This window comes from Bacillus sp. EU55, from assembly GCF_038005925.1.
GTDB lineage: Bacteria > Bacillota > Bacilli > Bacillales > Bacillaceae > Bacillus > Bacillus velezensis.
In genome coordinates this window covers 1,815,206-1,836,502 of sequence record NZ_JBBOUE010000001.1, presented here as the reverse complement: position 1 = coordinate 1,836,502, position 21,297 = coordinate 1,815,206, and the positions used below count along the sequence as shown (strand labels likewise).

Annotated in this window: 19 protein-coding genes; all 19 read right to left on the bottom strand. The window is 45.8% G+C overall.

The genetic code is table 11. From position 1 onward, the window contains the following. Positions 1-14: 14 nt before the first annotated feature. Positions 15-2,600, bottom strand: coding sequence for a DNA mismatch repair protein MutS (gene mutS, locus NYE50_RS09450; protein ID WP_007409829.1), 2,586 nt, complete (start codon positions 2,598-2,600; stop codon positions 15-17). A 118-nt stretch (positions 2,601-2,718) separates the two neighbouring features. Beyond that, entirely contained in the window at positions 2,719-3,264 is a 546-nt protein-coding gene (gene cotE / locus NYE50_RS09445; protein ID WP_003154111.1) for an outer spore coat protein CotE, read from the bottom strand. Between the two features lie 252 nt (positions 3,265-3,516). Then, positions 3,517-3,948 (bottom strand): RicAFT regulatory complex protein RicA family protein, encoded by a 432-nt coding sequence (locus NYE50_RS09440; RefSeq protein ID WP_003154113.1) that lies wholly within the window; start codon positions 3,946-3,948, stop codon positions 3,517-3,519. A 2-nt stretch (positions 3,949-3,950) separates the two neighbouring features. Then, a complete protein-coding gene (miaB, locus tag NYE50_RS09435) occupies positions 3,951-5,480 on the bottom strand; it encodes a tRNA (N6-isopentenyl adenosine(37)-C2)-methylthiotransferase MiaB (RefSeq protein WP_003154116.1) in 1,530 nt (509 codons plus the stop codon). A 142-nt stretch (positions 5,481-5,622) separates the two neighbouring features. Beyond that, positions 5,623-6,801, bottom strand: coding sequence for a glycine C-acetyltransferase (locus tag NYE50_RS09430; RefSeq protein WP_159354707.1), 1,179 nt, complete (start codon positions 6,799-6,801; stop codon positions 5,623-5,625). A 12-nt stretch (positions 6,802-6,813) separates the two neighbouring features. Beyond that, positions 6,814-7,860 carry an L-threonine 3-dehydrogenase gene (gene tdh, locus NYE50_RS09425; protein WP_159354178.1) on the bottom strand — a complete coding sequence of 349 codons (1,047 nt, stop codon included), beginning with the start codon at positions 7,858-7,860 and terminating at the stop codon, positions 6,814-6,816. 256 nt (positions 7,861-8,116) lie between these two features. Further along, positions 8,117-8,377: a stage V sporulation protein SpoVS gene (gene spoVS / locus NYE50_RS09420; RefSeq protein ID WP_003154135.1), complete on the bottom strand. Its 261-nt coding sequence runs from the start codon at positions 8,375-8,377 to the stop codon at positions 8,117-8,119. A gap of 199 nt (positions 8,378-8,576) precedes the next feature. Continuing rightward, positions 8,577-9,371, bottom strand: a complete 795-nt coding sequence (locus NYE50_RS09415) for a TIGR00282 family metallophosphoesterase (protein ID WP_003154137.1) — start codon at positions 9,369-9,371, stop codon at positions 8,577-8,579. A gap of 60 nt (positions 9,372-9,431) precedes the next feature. Next, positions 9,432-10,991, bottom strand: coding sequence for a ribonuclease Y (gene rny / locus NYE50_RS09410; RefSeq protein ID WP_003154140.1), 1,560 nt, complete (start codon positions 10,989-10,991; stop codon positions 9,432-9,434). Positions 10,992-11,283: 292 nt separating this feature from the next. Beyond that, positions 11,284-12,465: a serine hydrolase domain-containing protein gene (locus NYE50_RS09405; protein ID WP_159354177.1), complete on the bottom strand. Its 1,182-nt coding sequence runs from the start codon at positions 12,463-12,465 to the stop codon at positions 11,284-11,286. Between the two features lie 167 nt (positions 12,466-12,632). Next, positions 12,633-13,676: a recombinase RecA gene (gene recA, locus NYE50_RS09400; protein ID WP_003154145.1), complete on the bottom strand. Its 1,044-nt coding sequence runs from the start codon at positions 13,674-13,676 to the stop codon at positions 12,633-12,635. Positions 13,677-13,846: 170 nt separating this feature from the next. Continuing rightward, complete coding sequence (locus NYE50_RS09395) at positions 13,847-15,097, bottom strand: competence/damage-inducible protein A (RefSeq protein WP_159354176.1); 1,251 nt, start codon at positions 15,095-15,097, stop codon at positions 13,847-13,849. 17 nt (positions 15,098-15,114) lie between these two features. Further along, positions 15,115-15,696, bottom strand: coding sequence for a CDP-diacylglycerol--glycerol-3-phosphate 3-phosphatidyltransferase (pgsA, locus tag NYE50_RS09390; protein ID WP_007611521.1), 582 nt, complete (start codon positions 15,694-15,696; stop codon positions 15,115-15,117). A 74-nt stretch (positions 15,697-15,770) separates the two neighbouring features. Beyond that, on the bottom strand, positions 15,771-16,670 hold the full coding sequence (locus tag NYE50_RS09385; RefSeq protein WP_014417801.1) for a helix-turn-helix domain-containing protein: 900 nt from the start codon (positions 16,668-16,670) through the stop codon (positions 15,771-15,773). A gap of 18 nt (positions 16,671-16,688) precedes the next feature. Beyond that, positions 16,689-17,480, bottom strand: coding sequence for a DUF3388 domain-containing protein (locus tag NYE50_RS09380; protein WP_007409819.1), 792 nt, complete (start codon positions 17,478-17,480; stop codon positions 16,689-16,691). 127 nt (positions 17,481-17,607) lie between these two features. After that, a complete protein-coding gene (locus NYE50_RS09375; RefSeq protein WP_003154150.1) occupies positions 17,608-17,865 on the bottom strand; it encodes a DUF3243 domain-containing protein in 258 nt (85 codons plus the stop codon). Between the two features lie 74 nt (positions 17,866-17,939). Next, complete coding sequence (gene ymfI / locus NYE50_RS09370) at positions 17,940-18,668, bottom strand: elongation factor P 5-aminopentanone reductase (protein ID WP_039251477.1); 729 nt, start codon at positions 18,666-18,668, stop codon at positions 17,940-17,942. 59 nt (positions 18,669-18,727) lie between these two features. Beyond that, a complete protein-coding gene (gene yfmH, locus NYE50_RS09365) occupies positions 18,728-20,014 on the bottom strand; it encodes an EF-P 5-aminopentanol modification-associated protein YfmH (RefSeq protein ID WP_159354175.1) in 1,287 nt (428 codons plus the stop codon). Next, entirely contained in the window at positions 20,011-21,291 is a 1,281-nt protein-coding gene (gene yfmF / locus NYE50_RS09360) for an EF-P 5-aminopentanol modification-associated protein YfmF (protein WP_159354174.1), read from the bottom strand. Before yfmF ends, yfmH begins: the two co-directional genes overlap by 4 nt. Positions 21,292-21,297: the final 6 nt, after the last annotated feature.

Below are 21,297 nucleotides of genomic sequence, written 5' to 3'. Positions count from 1 at the left end.
TCCGTCACCTCTTTCTATTTTAATTTTTTTTGCAGCTTGTACATTTCGTTCATCGCTTCAAGCGGCGTCATATCGAGAATATTGATTGACTTAAAGGCTTCAAGCACTTGTTTTTCTTTATTAGAAACAGCCGGTGCCTTCTGTTCTTTTTCACCGTCAGCAAAAAAGGACAGCTGTGCCGGTTCTTCTCTGACGGCGGACTTTTTCTCAGATACCGCCGGAAGCTCCGGTTTATCTCCCGTCTGCTCAAGCTGTTTCAAAATCTCCTGCGCGCGGCTGATCAGATCGTCCGGGAGCTCGGCAAGCTGGGCGACATGAATGCCGTAACTTTTATCTGCGGCTCCTTCTTTGATTTGATGGAGAAACACGACCGTTCCGTTATATTCCTCTGCGCGCACATGAACGTTTTTCAGCTGAGGAAGCTTATCTTCAAGCACCGTCAGCTCATGATAATGCGTGCTGAACAGTGTTTTAGCGCCGATATGATCGTGAACATATTCAATAATCGCCTGTGCCAGCGCCATTCCGTCGTACGTTGATGTCCCGCGGCCGATTTCATCAAACAGGATCAGGCTGTCTTTTGTGGCGTTCACAATCGCGTTTTTCGCTTCCAGCATTTCCACCATAAAGGTGCTTTGTCCGGAAATCAAATCATCCGCTGCCCCGATTCTCGTGAAGATTTGATCAAAAATCGGCAGAACCGCTTCTTTTGCGGGCACAAAACAGCCGATCTGGGCCATGATCGATAGAAGTGCGATCTGTCTCATGTACGTGCTTTTACCTGACATATTCGGACCCGTAATCAGGAGCATTTCCCGCGAATCGCCCATCAGGCAGTTGTTCGGGACGTATTCTTGACTGTCCATCACCTTTTCAACGACGGGGTGTCTCCCTTCAATGACTTTTACTTCATTATCAGAAAAGACGGGCTTTGTGTAATGCCTGTTTTCACTGATCGTAGCAAAGCATTGCAGTGCGTCCAGCTCACTCATTTGTTTGGCAAGACGCTGCAGACGCGGAATAAATTGTTTCACCTTTTCACGCAGTCCGGCAAAAAGCTCATATTCCAGCTCGCAGATGTTGTTTTCCGCTTCTAAAATAAGCGCTTCTTTTTCCTTCAATTCCGGCGTAATGTACCGTTCGGCGTTTGTGAGGGTCTGCTTCCGCTCATACCGTCCGTCTTCAAGCAGATGAAGGTTTGCTTTTGTGACTTCAATATAATAGCCGAACACTTTATTGAAACCGACCTTTAATGAACGGATGCCCGTATAAGCGCGTTCCTGCTGCTCCAGTCTGGCAATCCAGTCTTTACCGTTTTTGCTGGCGTCACGGTACTCATCGAGCTTCTGATGATAGCCGTCTTTAATTAAGTTGCCTTCTTTTAACGATAACGGCGGGTTTTCATGAAGGGCTTCTTCTAACAGGTCAAGCAAATCTCCGCACGGATCAATCAAGCCGGCGCGTTCTTTTGCTTTTTTATGGTTAAGAGACCCTACAAGCTCTTTGATGCTCGGCACTTGTTTTAAAGATTCTTTCAGCTGGATTAAATCCCTTGCGTTGACGTTTCCGAATGCGACCCGGCCCGCCAGACGTTCTAAATCGTATACTTCCTTCAGGCGCTCGCGCAGATCTTCACGCTCAAACAGATGATTGATCAGCGTCTCGACCATTTCCTGGCGTTCTTCGATTTGGGATGCCCTGATCAGCGGGCGGTCAATCCATTGTTTGAGAAGCCGGCCGCCCATTGCTGTTTTCGTCTCGTCTAAAAGCCAAAGCAATGACCCTTTTTTGCTTTTCGAACGGATCGTTTCCGTCAGCTCAAGATTCCGTTTTGAATACAGGTCAATTTTCATCGCTTCTTCCAATTCATATACTTGAACCGGCTGCAGATGATCCAGGCTCCGTTTTTGCGTTTTCTGCAAATACGTATATAAACGCATAAACGTCTCTGTCAGCTCTTCGCCCGGCAAGTGCTTTGCGATTTCAATGCGTTCTGTTATTTCCCCGTCTTCGATGGAAATCGTGGCGCCGCACCGTTCTTTCAGCTGAGCAGCTGTATGTTCGTTAAACTTGCTTGATACGACAATTTCCTTTGCGCCGACTGAGTAAATTTCTGACATGACATCTTCAATCCGCTCAATAAATACGGCCAGGTTTTCTCCGGTCGTTAAGTCCGATAAAGCGAGACCGTATCCGTCACGGAATTCGGAAACGGAAGCGATAAAGTTGTTTTCCGATTCATGGATGCCTTTTCCATCCATCACGGTTCCCGGTGTGATCAGCTGGACGACTTCTCTTTTCACAACGCCTTTAGCCGCCTTCGGATCTTCCGTCTGTTCACAGATCGCCACTTTATAGCCCTTTTTAATCAGCTGTTCAATATAAGCCGCCGCGGAATGATACGGCACGCCGCACATCGGAATTTTATCAGCCGAACCTCCGTCTCTGCTTGTCAGTGTAATTTCAAGCTCTTGTGACGCTTTTTTTGCATCTTCAAAAAACATTTCATAAAAGTCACCAAGCCGAAAAAATAAAAAGGCATCTTGGTGCTCTGCCTTTATCTTCAAGTATTGCTGTATCATAGGCGTGTAACTAGCCATCATTTAATCCCTCACTATGTATCTTCTCTTATCCGAATCCCATTATAACATAAACAAAAGAGTGATATCTTTATATATAAAAAAGAGACTTGGGGTGTTAAACTCCCCTAGCCTCAACTTATTCTTCAGGATCTCCGACTAAAAATTCAGGGTTAATGTCCTCTAATTCTTCATCAAGATCGTCTTCCCAATCATCATCATCGTCTTCTTCCCAGTCAGGATTGACTTCGACGACGACTTTCGTTTCACCGACCACTTCTGCTAAAAATTCTCTCTCTGCCTGAACCACGATTTTATTTCCGTTAGGAGAAATGGTGACTTCAAGACAATTCGGCTGCTGCAGCACTTTGGCAATGACTTCGTGTTCGTCATCTAAGTAATTTGTGTCTCTGTATCTGAGTTTAATCACATCGACATACTTTACTCTCTCGGTTACAACTTCCGTTTTTGTATTATCGGCGTAAGAGTACCAGACGTTTATATCATAATACCCTTCAATTTCTACAGTCTTCCCGATCTTTTCGGCATCGTACTTGTGGTTGATAATCCAGCCGCCCAATATACTTGACGGTTTTTCTCCAGGTGAGATCGTGTTGGTGCATTGGGTGAATTTTCTTCCTTTCGCAACTACCGCTTTCGTAATAATTTCCCTGTATTCAGACATTCCGGCAGGCCTCCTTGTTCTTCTTCGTGTTATCTTATGCTGGGCATTTGTCTCATGTGCATTTTTATAATAAAAATATAAAAATACAAAGTTTCTGTTTCATTGTATGCAGCCCTGCCCAGAAACTTTACTTTTAAGTATGATAAAACTTTCCAGTAAAATGGGACAAAACGGCGAGTCAATGAAAATTTAGTACATATTACAATTAGTTCTCAAATAGCAAAAAAACACGGGCCGATGAAGGCCCCGTGTTTAAATAGAACAGCTGTTATTCGAATGTTTTACTTTTGAACCGGTTTCTCCCGTCAGCAGGTTGCCTCCGGTAGATGTAATGATTTCGTTTGTCACCTGATTTGAGATCGTATGTGCGACAAGCTGAAGAAGGTCATTGACCTCAATCTGGGAATCTCTGAATTCCTGAATGATCGGAATCCCTTCAAGCTCTTCCTGCAGGGCGTCAATTTTACTTTCCACTTGTTTCAGCGCTTCAAGCTTTTCGTAGTGCTTCAGGTTAACGGCTTGCTTTTGCAGGGTTTTAATCTGATTAATAATCGCAGAGACTTTTTCATTTTCGTTAATCTGCGCCTCGGCGCGTTTGAAAAAATCAACTTCTTCTGTTTCAGAAATCATTTTCGCAAGGTTCCTAGCCTGCTGTACAATGTCTTTCTTTGAGTAAAGCGTCATTATTATTTCACCTCGATTGCTTCTCCTGCCATCACACCGTCAAGCGACCATGTTTTCGCCTGTTCGATTTTGACGCGTACAATCTTGCCGATGGCGTCTTTCGGCCCTTTGAAGTTGACGAGCTTGCTTTTTTCCGTATAGCCGGCAAGAATGTCAGGGTTATTTTTGCTTTCTCCCTCAACTAATACTTCGACAGTCCTGCCTTCATATTCCTTCATTTTTTTGGCTGAAATTTCTTTCACCAAATCATTGAGGCGCTGAAGACGTTCTTTCTTGACCCTCATCGGAACATTGTCTTTCATCTTCGCTGCCGGCGTGCCTTCACGCGGAGAGTAAATAAACGTATATGCGCTGTCAAATTCCACTTCTCGATATAACGAAAGCGTTTCTTCAAACTGTTCATCAGTTTCATTCGGGAAACCGACAATAATATCGGTCGTCAGTGAAGCGTTCGGCATCGCCGCTTTAATTTTTCCGACAAGCTCCAGATAGCGTTCTCTGTCATATTTGCGCGCCATCATTTTTAACATCGCTGAGCTTCCTGATTGAACCGGAAGATGGATATGGTCAAGAAGGTTGCCGCCTTTGGCGAGCACTTCGATCAGATGATCATCAAAGTCACGCGGATGACTCGTCGTGAATCGGATTCTCGGAATATCAATTTTACGCAGTTCGTCCATTAAATCACCGAGACCGTACGTCATATCCTCAAAATCTTTTCCGTACGCATTCACGTTTTGACCGAGCAGCGTGATTTCTTTATAGCCTTCGCTTGCAAGTCTTCTGACTTCCTGGATAATTTCCTCAGGACGGCGGCTTCGTTCTTTTCCGCGGGTATACGGTACGATGCAGTATGTGCAGAACTTGTCACAGCCGTACATAATGTTGACCCAGCCTTTAATTTTTCCGTTGCGGACTTTCGGAAGGTTCTCAATGACATCCCCTTCCTTCGACCACACTTCAATGACCATCTCTTTTGATAAATATGCCTCTGATAAAAGTTCCGGCAGACGGTGAATGTTGTGCGTGCCGAAAATCATATCGACAAACGGGTGCTTCTTAAGGATGCGGTTTACGACTGATTCTTCCTGTGACATGCAGCCGCAGACACCGAGAATCAAGTCCGGGTTATTTTTTTTGAGCGCCTTTAAATGGCCGAGCTCGCCGAACACTTTGTTTTCAGCGTTTTCCCGGATAGCGCAAGTGTTTAATAAAATAACGTTCGCGTCATCAACCGAATTTGTCGCTTCATAACCGAGCGCCATAAAAATACCCGCCATGACTTCCGTATCATGCTCGTTCATTTGGCATCCGTACGTGCGGATATAAAATTTTCTGCCTTCACCGAGGCCTTTAAATTCTTCTGAGATTTTAAAATCGTTATGATATTGAACGGATTCTTTGCCCCGTTTTTTCGCATCTTTTAAAGAAGGCGGAATATATACGGCTTCAAAATACTTGCTGTAATCCTTTTCGGATTTTTTGTCCGCCGGATTCACTTGTCCGCTTTCCTGCTTTTGCTTTTCATTCATGTTCGAATGTCTCCTTTCAACCGAAACTTCCACCCTCAAGTATACTGGTTAAAAGCGTTTGGCACAACCGCCAGCCTATTATTGTACACCTTATTGAGAATAAGAATCAATAAGAAATAAAAAAGAGGGAATCATTTCCCCCTTACACAAGCTGAAGCTCTTTTGCGGCTGAACGGATTACTTCCAGGGCCCGGTCAAGCTCCTCTTTTGTATGCTCCGCCGTAATAATGGTGCGGATTCTCGCTTTTCCTTGGGCGACCGTCGGATACACGATGCTTTGTGCAAAGACGCCGCGGGTCAATAAAAGGTCTGATAATGCCTGGGCTTTTTCTTCCTCCCCTATTAATATCGGCACGATCGGTGTTTCGCTTTTTGTGAGGGTCAGCCCCATTTGAACCAGTTTGTCTTTGAAATACGTCGTGTTCTCCCATAGCTTTTCCATATGCTCCGGCTCTTCCAGCAGGACGTCAATGGCTTCTATGCATGCGGCCGTTACCGCAGGCGGATGAGAAGTGCTGAATAAGAAAGGACGCCCTTTATGGCGCAGGTAATCGATCAGAACCTGCGACCCTGCGGCGTAACCGCCAAGCACTCCGATGGCTTTGCTTAATGTGCCCACCTGTATGTGGACTCTTCCGTCAAGCCCGAAGTGATTAACCGTTCCCCTTCCGTTTTTTCCGAGTACGCCGGAAGCATGCGCGTCGTCGACCATCACAAAGGCATCGTACGCCTCTGCAAGTTTGACGATGTCAGGCAAAGGAGCGATGTTGCCGTCCATTGAGAATACGCCGTCAGTGACGATCAGGCGCATGCGGTAATTCATTGATTTTTTCAGCACCCTTTCCAAATCGTCCATATCAACATGGCGGTACACCTTTTTATCTGCTTTCGTCAGCCTGATCCCGTCAATGATGGAAGCATGGTTCAGTTCGTCAGAGATCACGATATCTTCTTTTGTAAGAATGCTTGATAAGACGCCCTGATTCGTTGTGAACCCCGATTGAAAAACAAGTGCCGCTTCTGTTTTTTTAAAGTTTGCCAATTTTTTCTCCAGCTCATTGTGCATTGTGAATGTTCCGGCGATTGTCCGGACGGACCCCGTACCCGCTCCGAATTCTTCCGCGGCGCGTTTAGCCGCTTCGACAAGCCTTGGATGCGACGTCAAACCGAGATAATTGTTCGATGAAAGCTGTATCACGTTTTCCCCTTTGACTTCCACCGACGGACCCTGCTTCGTTTCAATTTGTTTCATTTGCTGCCACGTTTTATTTTCTTTCATTTTATCAAGCTCGGCTTTTAGAAATTCAAATTCTTTCATTATAGAACCCTCCCCTTATGGAATCAAAATGACTTTGCCGCACTGGCCCTTTCTCATCAGGTCAAACCCTTTTTCAAAGTCTTCAAGCGGAAACTGATGCGTGATCACCGGCGTCAGATCAACAAGGCCGGATTCAAGCAGGTGCGATACCTGCCGCCATGTTTCAAACATTTTTCTGCCTGTGATGCCTTGGACGGTAAGTCCTTTAAACACCACGTCATTTGTCAGGTCAACCGTCACCGGACGTTCCGGCAGACTCAGCATGTGGAACCTTCCCCCGTTGGCCGCCATCTTTAATCCTTGTGTTATAGCTGCCGGGTGGCCTGACATTTCGCAGACAAGGTCGATCCCTTCTCCGCCTGTTAAAGTGTCGATCACCTCAAGCGGATCTTCCTTATCAGCTGAAATGGTGATCGTGGCTCCCAATTTCTTCGCAAGAGCCAGCCTGTAATCATTTTTATCAATGGCCGCAATACGGGATGCACCGGCCGCTTTAGCCACCGCCACCGCCATCAGCCCGATCGGTCCGCAGCCGATAATTGCAGCGGAACCGCCCGCAAGCCGGCTGCTTTCCAGCACCGTATGCACCGCGTTGCCAAGCGGCTCTTGAACAGAAGCGACGGCGGGGTCCATATCAGCGGGATTTTTCCAAACATTTCGAGCCGGCACTTTGACATATTCAGCGAAGGAACCGGCTGTATCTACGCCGAGGATCTTTGTATGGGTGCACACATGATGTTTTCCTGTTAAACAAGGGACACAAGTACCGCAGACGAAGTGGGTTTCAGCCGAAACATAGTCGCCTATTTTGACATTTGTGACGTGCTTGCCCGTTTCCGCTACGATACCGCTGAATTCATGTCCGAATACTTGAGGTGTTTTGATTCGTTTCTGCGCCCATTGATCCCAATTATAAATATGCACATCTGTACCGCATATAGATGCGGCCTGTACTTTAATAAGAACTTCATTCTCATTTATGGAAGGTATGGGAATTTCTTTCAGAGTTGCTCCGAAAGCGTTTTCATTTTTGACGATAGCTTTCATCTTTCCTCCCAACATGTACACTCCTCCTCGAAAAAACACTGTAATAACTGGATTGTAACATGAGATAAAAAGGAGGTAAATACCAGTGTCCACTCCAAGAAAACAACTGCTTCCGTCCGGAAAAATGGGCGTGATTTTTTTGAATATTATATGAATAAAGCCATTTATCATCTCTTCGTACTATCAATATAATATTGTGAGAAAATATGACAACAATAAAAACAACCCGCTCGCCTTACGCAAGCAGGTTGAGAATGTCATGTTTTTGTTTTTAACGGGGTTCGACGATTAACTTAATCGCCGTTCTTTCTTCTCCGTCAATCTGTATATCTGTAAAAGCCGGAATACAAATCAAATCTACGCCGCTTGGCGCGACAAAGCCTCTGGCAATCGCAACCGCTTTAACAGCCTGATTTAAGGCACCCGCCCCAATTGCTTGAATTTCGGCGGCTCCGCGTTCCCTCAATACACCGGCAAGCGCGCCTGCTACTGAATTCGGACTTGATTTTGCTGAAACTTTTAAGATTTCCATTTCTGCTCCCCCTTAGTTTTACAATGGATAAGTGAGTGTTCATTAGAACAATCATTATTAGATGTTGCTATCCAAAAAGCCATCCCCACAATGCTTTTCAAAAATAGCGGGCTACCTTCCATTTTTACTATATTCACTAAGAAGTTGCTATATTCCTGCTTTTCCTTTTAATATTTTTATAAAATAAACACATGATCACCTATTCAAAGAACATATGGTCATCATTGATTAATATCCGTTCGATATTTACGGCCTTTTTCGTTTGATCGTCGATGTCAATGAGCACTCCGCTCAGCGTAGTTTTACCTTCCGCCACCGTAAACCGGACAGGAAGATTGGTTTTAAACCGCTTGATGACCGTTTCTCTGTCCATACCGAGAATTCCGTCGTACGGACCCGTCATGCCTACATCAGTAATATATGCCGTTCCTTTCGGCAAAATGCGGTTATCTGCCGTTTGCACGTGTGTATGGGTGCCTACCACGGCAGAGGCTCTTCCGTCTGTGTACCAGCCGATCGCAATTTTTTCGCTTGTCGCTTCGGCGTGAAAATCAATAAAAATGTACGGCGTGCGCTTTTTCGCTTCTTCTATTAATTCATCCGCTTTAGCAAACGGATCATCAAGCGGCGGAAGAAACGTCCGCCCCTGTAAGTTAATGACGGCAAGCTCTTTTCCGTTCGATTTAATATAAGTAATGCCTTTGCCCGGCGTACCTTCCGGGAAATTCGCCGGCCGGACAAGATGCGGCACATCATCAATAAAGTCGAAGATCTCTCTTTTATCCCACGTATGGTTTCCCATTGTAATGGCATCTGCTCCCGCTTCCATAAGGCTGTGGTAGATCTTTTCTGTCAGTCCTTTTCCGTGTGCTGCATTTTCTCCGTTAATAATTGTAAAATGCGGTTTATGTTTCGCTTTCAGTTTCGGGACATATTCTTTTACCATGTCGCGGCCCGGGGAACCGACAACATCTCCGATAAATAAAATTCTCATACATTCCATTCCTTCCTTTTCAGGGACTCAAAAAAATAAAGTGATGCGCTAAGCATCACTTTATTTTGCATACTCTACGGCTCGAGTTTCTCTGATTACGGTCACTTTAATGTGGCCCGGATAATCAAGCTCGTCCTCAATTCGTTTACGGATATCACGTGCCAAACGATGGGCTTCTAAATCATTAATGGAGTCCGGCTTCACCATGATGCGAACTTCACGGCCGGCCTGAATCGCAAATGATTTTTCAACACCTTCGTAAGACTCGGAGATTTCTTCAAGCTTTTCAAGTCTGCGGATATAGTTTTCGAGCGTTTCACTTCTCGCGCCCGGTCTTGCGGCTGACAGTGCATCAGCGGCAGCGACCAGAACGGCGATAATGGAAGTCGGCTCTTCGTCTCCGTGGTGTGACGCAATACTGTTAATGACGACTGGATGCTCTTTATATTTGGTCGCAAGCTCCACTCCGATTTCCACGTGGCTTCCTTCCACTTCATGGTCAATTGCTTTTCCGATGTCATGCAGAAGACCGGCCCGCTTGGCAAGCTTTGCATCTTCTCCAAGCTCGGAAGCCATTAAACCGGCTAAAAACGCAACTTCCATAGAATGTTTCAGTACGTTCTGCCCGTAGCTTGTACGGAATTTCAACCGGCCGAGGATCTTGATCAGATCCGGGTGGAGTCCGTGAACGCCGACTTCAAACGTCGTCTGCTCACCCATTTCCCTGATATAGTCATCAACCTCACGGCGGGATTTTTCAACCATTTCTTCAATGCGCGCCGGGTGAATACGGCCATCCTGAACGAGTTTATCAAGAGCGATTCTTGCCGTCTCTCGTCTGATCGGATCAAATCCGGAAAGAATGACTGCTTCAGGTGTGTCATCAATAATCAGGTCAATACCTGTAAGCGTTTCAAGCGTACGAATGTTACGCCCTTCACGGCCGATGATACGTCCTTTCATCTCATCATTCGGAAGATTGACGACCGATACCGTCGTTTCGGCAACATGATCTGCTGCACAGCGCTGCAAAGCAAGCGACAGAATGTTTTTCGCCTTTTTATCTGCCTCTTCTTTCGCACGGTTTTCGGTTTCTTTTGTCATGATGGCGATGTCATGTGAAAGCTCATTTTCAACCCGGTCAAGAATGATTTGTTTCGCTTCATCCCGTGTCAGGCTCGAAATGCGTTCGAGTTCTGACTGCTGCATACGAATCATCTCATCCACTTTGCTTTCCATCTCTTCAATATGTTGTTGTCGTTCATTCAGAGAATGATCTTTCTTCTCCAACATCGCTTCCCGTTTATCAATTCCTTCATGTTTACGGTCAAGATTTTCTTCTTTTTGAAGTAAACGGTTTTCTTGTTTTTGAAGCTCATTTCGTCTTTCACGAACTTCCTGTTCAGCATCTATTCGAAGTGTATGGATTTCGTCCTTTGCTTCAAGCAGAGCTTCTTTTTTCAGTGCTTCAGCATCACGCTTTGCATCTTCAAGGATTTGCTCGGCAGCACCGCGTGCGCCCGCAATCTTTGCTTCGGCAATGGTTTTACGAACATAGTAGCCAACAACTAAACCGAGCAGAGTCAGCAAAATGGAGATGAGAACCGTCATTGGGGTCATACTTTCACCTCCTCTTGCTATGAACTTGGTTTTTGCTTAAATAAGTGCCGGCATGTACATTGTCTGATTTTCTCAACATACAGAACCTTCACAGGGAATGAGTCTCTCATGCCCTTGTCAAGTTTAAATGGTTTAACAATCATGTTAAAAAAACAAATGTTACAACTTCATTGTAATTGTGTCGGAAATACTTGTCAAGCTTGCCAGCTTAACGATTCGCCTTCAGCTCGGATCTTCGCCCATGTATATATCATACCATACCTTCATCCGCTTTTCGTGAATGACGGCTCTGTCAGTCCGCCTGGTTAAGCAATTGGTAAATTCTATTGTTTACCTGTCCTAATTTGGCGTTATTCTGAATGTTTGACAGTAATATGACATATTTGCTTGCCGAATGGCTGAAGCTGTTTAAAATGTTGTAACCGGGCATAACACCGTGATTGGAATAGCTTCCCGGATCAATGTAAAACCCCATGCCGTAAGCGGCACTGCTTCCTGCTGTAAACATTTTTGTGAAGCTTTCTTTTGAAAGGAGCGTGCCGTTTACGATCGCTTTATCAAATTTATAGAGATCTTCAGCGCTCATATACATGTCGCCCGCCCCGTACAGCTGCGATAAGTCCAGAAGGTGCGGCGTTACAAGACTGCCGCTCTCATCGACTTTGTAGCCGACGGCAGGATATTTGGCTTTGGCAAATGTTTTGTAAAATCCGGCATGCTTCATTCCGGCCGGTTTGAACACGTGTTCTTTTATATATTGTTCATAAGACTCCCCGCTGACCTGAGATACGATATAAGCAAGCACTGAATAGTTGGAATCCCTGTAATCCCAAACCCCGGGCTGCCGTTTAATTCCGCGGTATTCTATATCCTTGATTAAATCAATTGGAGAAATCGGTCCCTGACCCTCAATATGCCCGTTTATGCCGGACGTATGATTGAGCAGGTTTTTCAATGTAATGCGCGTGCCGTTAGGAAAATTCGGCAAGTATGTACTGACGGGGTCACTCGTCTGCAGCAGCCCTTTTTCTTCAAGCTGCAGGACAGCCGTCGCGATTAACGCTTTTTGTGAAGAACCGATATAATATGATGTCTCCGGATTGTTTTTCATTTTTTGTTTTCGGTCCGCATAGCCAAAGCCTTTTTTCAGCACAACTTTTCCATCTTTTACGATCATTGCTGTGCCGCTGAACCCGATCTGTTGCAAGTAATTGCTGATCTGTTTATTGTGATCGATTGATTTAGGTGTTTTCTCTTTTTGCGTCTTTTCTTTTTTCTGTTGAGTCTGGTCTTTTGAAGTATCAGATTGAGCGGCGGGAGCGCTTTTAACGGATTCCTTCTCCCGATGATGCGCCGTGACGGTCCAGATCATAATAAAAACAGTAACAAGCAGCAGAAAAAGAAACAGCCCTCCCGTTTTCATCAGCTTCTTCTTTCTTTTTTTATTTATTCTTGTGCGGCGGGGGCTCGTCATCTTTTTTCCTCCTCAGATATAATTTCAACTTTCGCCATGATGTTAGACGAGTGAAGGGTGAAAAAAGTTGTAACATTCCAGATAAAATTTTCCGAAACAGCCAGTGTTTTTTGAAACACACAAAAAAAAGAGCGGAAATTGCTTATTCCGCTCTTTTGATCGTGTTTTTATTCTTCTAATTCCATCTCTTCCTGAACTTCTTCCGCTTTGTCCGTTACACCGTTATTGTCTAAACCGTAATATTCACGGATTTGTTCCTGAATCATCAGCATGATGTCTTTATTTTCTTTTAAGAACTGCTTGGCGTTTTCACGGCCCTGACCGAGGCGTTCTTCTTCATAAGAATACCACGAACCGCTTTTTTGCACGATATCCAGTTCAGTTCCAAGGTCGATGATTTCCCCTTCTTTGGAGATTCCTTCACCGTACATAATGTCCACTTCAGCCGTACGGAACGGAGGAGCGACTTTGTTTTTGACGACTTTAATTCTCGTTTTATTCCCCATGACGTCGTTGCCCTGCTTTAATTGCTCGGCACGGCGCACTTCAAGGCGCACGGAAGAATAGAATTTCAGCGCACGGCCGCCCGGTGTCGTCTCCGGATTTCCGAACATAACGCCGACTTTTTCACGAATCTGGTTAATAAAGATTGCGATTGTTTTAGATTTATTGATGGCGCCGGAAAGCTTACGGAGCGCCTGAGACATGAGACGCGCCTGTAAACCGACGTGTGAATCACCCATGTCACCTTCAATTTCAGCTTTTGGAACAAGCGCCGCAACAGAGTCAACGACTACGATATCAACAGCTCCGCTTCGCACCAGCGCTTCAGCAATCTCTAGCGCCTGCTCTCCCGTATCCGGCTGAGAAAGCAGAAGCTCTTCGATATTGACACCGAGCTTTTGCGCGTAAACAGGATCAAGAGCATGCTCAGCATCAATAAATGCTGCCTGTCCGCCTTTTTCCTGAACCTCAGCGATTGCGTGAAGCGCTACAGTCGTTTTACCTGAGCTTTCAGGTCCGTATACTTCAATAATCCGTCCGCGCGGGTATCCGCCTATTCCGAGAGCGGTATCAAGTGCAAGGGAACCGCTTGGCACCGTTGAAATTCTTGTATCTGTTTTTTCTCCGAGCTTCATGATGGAACCTTTGCCGAATTGTTTTTCTATTTGCTTAAGAGCCATATCTAAGGCTGCCTGACGATCACTCATTTATTTTTTCCTCCTTTATCTTGCCACTACATATACTATACCTTGTTTACTGGCATTTGCCAAGAAAAAAGCGAACGCATATTCGGATTTTTTCCGCGTTCGCTTTTCTGCAAAAGAGCATAATTTCCCTTGTAAAACTTAAAAATCAGAGAAATCGCCTCTTTAAAACTTTATTTTTGATCCAGCATTTTCAAAATGAGATGGCAGCCGTATTTAGCGGCGCGCTTTCTGATTCCGGTTCTTGAGCCGGCAAAGTTAAATTCGTGCACCTCTTCTTTTCTTTCCGCCGAAATGCCGATAAAGACGCGGCCCGGCGCATGCCCTTCCTGCGGGTCGGGACCCGCAACCCCGGTAAAGCTGATGCCGATATCGCTTCCGGTCAGCTTTCTCACACCGGCTGCAAGCTCTTTCGCACACTCTTTGCTGACCGCTCCGCTTTCTGCGAGCGTCTCAGCTTTCACGCCGAGCACATGCTGTTTCACGCTGTCGGAATAACAGACAACACCCCCTGCAAATAGTTGAGACGCACCGCTTAAATCAGTCACCCACTCTGAAAACAGGCCGCCTGTAAAGCTTTCGGCAGAAGAAATCGTGATTTTGTTTTGTCTGCATGCTTTTGAAAGCTCCTTCACCAGAGACGTATCATCATATCCGTAGAAAAATTCACCGACACGTTCTAAAATGGCGGCTTCCGTTTCTTTTAAAAGCCGTTCTGTTTCTTTTTCGTCAGCATGTTTCGCCGTTAAACGCAGCGTGACCTCGCCGTCAGCAGCGAGCGGCGCAATCGTCGGGTTCGTCTGCGCATCAATGATATCTTCTAAATCAGCTTCAAGCTGGGATTCACCGATTCCGAAAAACCGCAGCACGGTTGAAACGATTTTCTCATTAGAACCGAGCTTTTTAAGAAGCAGCGGCTTCGCTTCATTTTCAAACATCGGACGCAGCTCGCTCGGCGGCCCGGGAAGCAGCATATAAAGCCTTGAGCCGTGCTCTGCAAGCATTCCCGGCGCCATGCCGAAATGATTCGCCAAAACGTCTGAGCCCTCAATGACGAGCGCCTGTTTGCGGTTATTCGGCGACATGGTCCGTTTTGTTTTCGCGAAATATTCTTCGATCGACCGGAACGCTTCGTCATTCAGAACGAGCGGGCGCCCCAGTGTGTTTGCAATGGTTTCTTTCGTCAAATCGTCCTTGGTCGGTCCGAGGCCGCCTGAAAAAATAATCAGGTCTGAGCGCTCTTCGGCAATGCGGATGACTTGCTTAAGCCGCTCAGGATTGTCACCGACAGCGGTATGATAAAACACGTTTACACCGATTTCCGCCAGCTCTTTACTGATAAACTGCGCGTTCGTATTGGCGATCTGGCCTAGCAGAAGCTCCGAGCCGACTGCAATGATTTCTGCTTTTTTTGCTATTTCCATCTTTAAGTCCTTCTTTCTTAGTTAGATGTTTTTAACGCATCCCAGTTCTTCGCAAAATACTCCCAGCCGGAAATGACTGTGAAGAGCACGGCCACCCATAAAGCGATATCGCCGAACGGGAAAGAAACGAGCTCAAACGGAAGATTATGCAGCAAAAGCGCGGCAACAGCGATGATCTGAGCCCATGTTTTAATTTTCCCCAGCATATTGGCGGCTACAACTTCCCCCGTTCCCGCCAGCACAAGTCTTAATCCCGTTACGGCAAATTCGCGGCTGATGATGATGATGACCATCCACGCCGGCGCAAGGTCAAACTGCACAAGCGTAATTAATGCCGCGGATACCAGCAGTTTGTCAGCCAGCGGATCTAAAAATTTCCCGAAGTTTGTCACGAGGTTCAGTTTTCTGGCGTAGTAGCCATCCACCCAGTCAGTCGTTGATGCGATAATGAATAAAACAGCTCCCGTAAGATGCGCGACCGGAATCGATTCATCCCCTATATGAACGCTGCCCCACTGAAAAGGAACAAGCATGATAATCATAAATACAGGAATTAAAGCGATTCTTGCCAGTGTGATTTTATTCGGTAAGTTAAACATAAAGCCCCTCCAATAATATGTACTCGGACGTGAAGAAAAAGTCATCTTAATCGTTCAGATGACTTTTTCCCCTTTTATTTTTTCATCTTGATTGTGATGGTCTGCGCCATCACATCATGCGGATTGAGTTCATAGGACAGAACCTCTCCGTTGATTTTAATTTTCAGGTTAGGGGCATAGCCCGTGCGGATTTCAATCTGCTTTTGATCCGTGACGTCTTTTTTAAAGGTTTCGCCTTTTTGCAGCGTTCCTTCTTTTAAAGAACCGCCGCTGTCATCACGGACGCGGATCCATGCGCTGTCAGAAGCAATCAGTTCAAGCTTATACTTATCTGCCCCGGAGACGTTGTATGAAGAAGCCGAGCCTTCCGTTCCGGCCGCTTTGATCTCCGTCTTTTCACTGCTTTTTTCTTTCTTTTTCTGCTCTGACGCTTTTGTGTCCTTTTTGTCTTTTTTGCTGTCAGATTGCGCTTCGTCATTTGTATTGCCGTCGTTTTTCAGCGCAGAATCCTTAGGAATCTCATACTTGCTCTCACTTTGGGTGACGGCTTTATCTCCGTCTGTCTGCCCGGATTTGCTCATTCCGAGCTGAATAATCGCATAAATGATCGCGATGACGATAATGACACCGATGACGACAAGGACGGTCGGAAGCCATTCCGCCGCCTTTGAAGCGGACTTAGGAAGCTCCCTTTGCATGGCGAGACCGGAGATTTTTTCCGACACATCGTCATGGTACGTGTTAGGGATGTCTTTTTTATATTCTTCAAATAACTGATCTGAATCAAGCCCGACAGCTTCAGCGTATTGCTTGATAAACGCCCGCACATAAAAATTGCCGGGAATGACGTCATAATTGCCTTCTTCCAGAGCGGTTAAGTATCTTTTCTGAATTTTCGTCGCCGCCTGGAGTTCATCCAATGACATCCCTTTTTCCTCTCTGGCTTCTTTAAGCCGGATTGCTAATTCTGTCACAACAAACACCTTCCAATATTAAAAATCAAAGCTTGAAAAACCGGTCTGATCAAATATTTGCGGTTCTTCTGCATGTTCATATGTAATAACTTCGTCAGGATCATTTCTGAGTTCGATAATATAATCGAAATCATCGAGCGTATACTCCGAATTTTGAACAAAAATATCGGGGTGCTCCACGACCTTTGTCGCCGGAAGCCGCATAATTTCACTGACGAGCTGAAGATGGCGCTCAGATCCCCGTCTTGTCGAAACGATGCCGTCGAGGATAAACACGTTTTCCGTGCTGTATTCATCGGCAACCAGCTGGCTCCGGATCGTTTGTTTTAGCAGCGTTGATGATACGAAAAGCCATCTTTTGCTGGCACAAACGCTTGACGCAACGATGGACTCCGTTTTTCCGACCCTCGGCATTCCCCGGATTCCGATCAGTTTGTGTCCTTCTTTTTTAAACAGCTCGGCCATAAAGTCAACCAGAAGACCGAGCTCGTCCCTTTCAAAACGGAAGGTTTTTTTGTCATCGGCATCACGCTGAATGTATCTTCCGTGGCGGACTGCGAGACGGTCGCGAAGCCTCGGTTCTCTCAGCTTCGTTACTTTAATGGTCTCCATTGTTTTTAAAATTGATTCCAATCGTTTAATTTGATCTATATGCCGGCATCTGAGCAGCATTCCCCTTCTGGAAAGGTCGACACCGTTAATTGTGACAATATTAATTGACAGCATCCCGAGAAGAGATGAAATATCCCCGAGCAGGCCGGGGCGGTTCACTTGAATTTCATATTCAAAATACCATTCGAGCTTTGCCAAATGATATACCCCCTCCATTGTGGCAAATTTTTACCTTCCTTTATCATAAAACATTTTTCTCTAATTAGAAAGAAGAATGTTGCTCTATAGAGGAAAACATAAAAAAAGAGAGGAGAAATCCCCCCTCTTAATGAGTGCTGTTATTTTCAACAAGCTTCACCATCATATTTGCGATGGCGCGCTGTTCATCTTCAGAAGCAACGCTCCAAAGATCAGCAAGCACTTTTTCCTGATGGTTTTTCGAGTCGACTTCGTTCGCAAGGTAACCGCCGATTTCTGTAGCGAGGTCAGTGATCGTTTCATCACTCATCCCTTTTTCCTGCGCATAGTTCAATCTGTCGCCAAGGAAATTCTTCCAATTATCCCAGTTTTCTAATACTGACATGTTGGGTTCCTCCATTTCATCTGTTGTACAAAATTATTTTGTCCGTACAGATGCAAACTATACACACATTTTTTTCAGCAGTGCCAGCCGCCGTTTACGGATAATATATGCCCCGTAATATAGGAAGCCTTGTCCGATAATAAAAAGGCCGCCGCTTCGGCGATTTCCTCCGGCTTTGCCAGCCGGCCCGCGGGAATTTCCTCTGCCAACGCTTCTTTTTCATCAGACGTGAACTGATCAAGCATATTTGTGTCAACGGCACCCGGCGAGACTGCATTCACGCGGACGCCGCTCGGAGCAAGCTCTTTGGCAAGCGCTTTGACGAACGAATGCTGCGCTCCCTTGACCATGCTGTATAATACCTCGCACGATGCGCCTGTTTCTCCCCAGACGGAACCGATCGCGACGATGCCCCCGCTTTTTTTCCGGATCATGCCGGGCATCAGATTACGCGCCAAAAAAAACGGACTCGTTACATGCAGCTGCACCATCTCCCGCGCCGTGTCATCCGTAACGTCCGTAATCAGGCCGAAATGACTTTTGCCGCTGTTTAATACCAGAGCATCCACAGGCTGCTTAACGGAACGGCTGAGTGTCTCCGCGCCATCCGGTGAGGACAGATCCGCCTGAATAACGGAGGCTTTTACGCCGAATGATGTGCTCAGCCTTTCCGCAAGCCTGTGTGCGGCTTCCTTATTAGAATGATAATGCAAGAGGACGTCATATCCGTTTTTTGCGAGGACTTCACTTATACTTTGTCCGATTCCGCCGCTTGCTCCGGTTACGAGCGCTGTCTGTTTCATCAATCAATACTCCTTCTTTCCCCAGAAAAACATCCCTCAGGGCGTGAGGGATGTTTTTGTTATGATTTTGGCACGACTTTGCAGACTGTCAGCCTGTCTTCTGATATTTCTTCTTCAATGACCCGCTTTACGTCATCCAGCGTAATCTGCTCCAGTACGGTTACGACATCAAACAGACTCATATCTAAAAAGGCGTAGCGTGTGAATTGGTTGGCGATATATTCAGGCGAATTGAGCGCTTTTAAGAATGACCCGATCTTCTTTTTTCTCGCAAGATCAAGTTTTTCCGCAGTCACGGCTGATGCTGCATCAAGCAGCATGTGTTTTAATTCGTCAGCGAGCTTATCCGGCTCCGGTGTATCTCCTCCGACAGAGGCAAAACCGAATCCGTATTCAGCCGTGTAATCAAAGCTGAAGGTCTCATCAATGTAGCCTTTGTCGTACAAGTCACCGTAATGCGGTGAGCTTTTTCCGAAGAGACATTCAAGCATGAGGTTCATGCTGAGCTCGTGCTTCAACAGCTCCTGCCCCGTTTTATAAGGGTCTTTCGCCTTTAAACCGACCAGACATTTTGAGCCTTGCACGTTCATTTTTAATTCCTGCTCCCGGCGGAAAACCGCTTCCTGCTCCTGAACTTCTTCACGTTTGATTTCAGGCTGGTCTGTAAACGGCTTTTTCTCCTGGTTTTCCCGCACCTGGCTGATGACCGCTTCAGGATCTACGGGACCGACGATAAAGAGCAGCATATTGCTCGGGTGATAAAACGTTTCATAGCACTCATACAGCAGATCTTTCGTAATATGAGAGATGCTCTCCACCGTCCCGGCAATGTCAATTTTCACGGGGTGGTCTTTATACATATTTTCGATAAGGCCGAAAAACAGCCGCCAATCCGGATTATCATCATACATATTGATTTCCTGGCCGATGATGCCTTTTTCTTTTTCAACTGATTTTTCCGTGAAATACGGGTCCTGAACAAAATCTATGAGTGTTTCCAGGTTTTTCTCCACATTAGAAGTGCTGGAGAACAGATAAGCGGTTCGTGTAAATGATGTAAAGGCATTTGCCGACGCCCCTTGCTTACTGAAGTCCTGAAACACGTCGCCGTCCGCTTTTTCAAACAGTTTATGCTCCAGAAAATGCGCGATTCCGTCAGGGACGTGTACCATTTCTTCCTTATTTAAAGGAACGAATTGATTGTCAATGGAACCGTACTTTGTCGTAAACACAGCGTATGTTTTATTAAAGCCCTGTTTCGGCAGCACATAGGCATCAAGGCCGTTTGCCATTTTTTCATGATACAGCGTTTCCTGAAGCTGTTCGAAGTTTATCGGTTTAGTCAAGATGCTCCCCCCGTCCCTTTTAAGAAATAAGTCGTATCCAGCTTAATGTTCTTTCCGACATTGATAATGTCCTCTTTTGTCACTTTCTCGATATTGTCAAGGAATTTTTCGATCGGTATCTCTACTTGGGCTGAGGCCTGCTGATACAGAAATTCCGCTAAACCGTATGCCGTATCAATCGTTTCTAATACTTGATTTTTAATAACGGCTTTCGTTTGGGCGATATCATCTTCTGAAAAGTCACCGTTTTGCATAGCCTGAAACTGTTCTTCAATGATGGTGACGGCCTGCTTGTAATTTTTCACCTCAATGCCCGACATGACCATCAAAAGCCCTTTGAAGCTTTCCACCCTTGAGGCCGCATAATAGGCGAGGCTCGCTTTTTCACGGACATTTATAAACAGCTTTGAATGAGAGAAACCTCCGAACAGCCCGTTAAACACCTGCAATGCAGGATAATCCGGATCTGTATATGTCGTATTGGTCCGGAATCCGATATTCAGCTTGCCCTGCTTGACGTCCTCTTCATCAATGACTTCCTTCGGATCGGGCTGTTCATTCGCCGCGCTTCTTTCAAAAGGCTGCAGCTCCCGTTCTTCCGTTTTAAAATACGTATCAACGGCCGTTTTCACCTGATCTGAATCAACATCGCCGATGACGTACAGGTCCAGCTGATCTTCGCGTATGGCTTTTTGATAGGCTTCATACAAATCTTGCGGTGTAATGTGTTCAACATCATCGAACTCGCCGTTGACGTGAAGCGCATACGGTTCGCTTTTGCACATTTCCTGAACGAGACGCAGATTAGAATATCTCATCTTATCATCATATACGGCTTGAATCCGCTGTTTCAGCGTCCGTTTTTCCTGCGTGACATAAAGGGGCAGGAAGGCGCCGTTTTCCAAAGCGGGCGAAAAGACAAGCTCTGATAAAAGCTGAAGGCCTTTTTCCAATAACGGTGTGCGGTCCTTCAGATACTTTTCATTAGGAATCTCAAGTCTGAACGTAATGACATGACGTTCTCCCTTTTTTGTCAGATCAGCTGAAACGGATGTGCCGTACAGCTCATCAAAATAAGACCGCAGATCAGCGGTTTTCGGGCGGCTTTCTGTTCCGCGCAGAAGCACATGCGGAAACAGCGCCCTTTTTGTTACGAGCTCTTTCGTTAAAGGAGCCAGCATTTTAAACGTCAGCGAAACGGTTTTAAATTTCTCGGTCTTTACGATGTGGGCGGTGATCCCGCCGTGCTTTGACTTCATTTCATTTACGTAAGTCATGTGAAA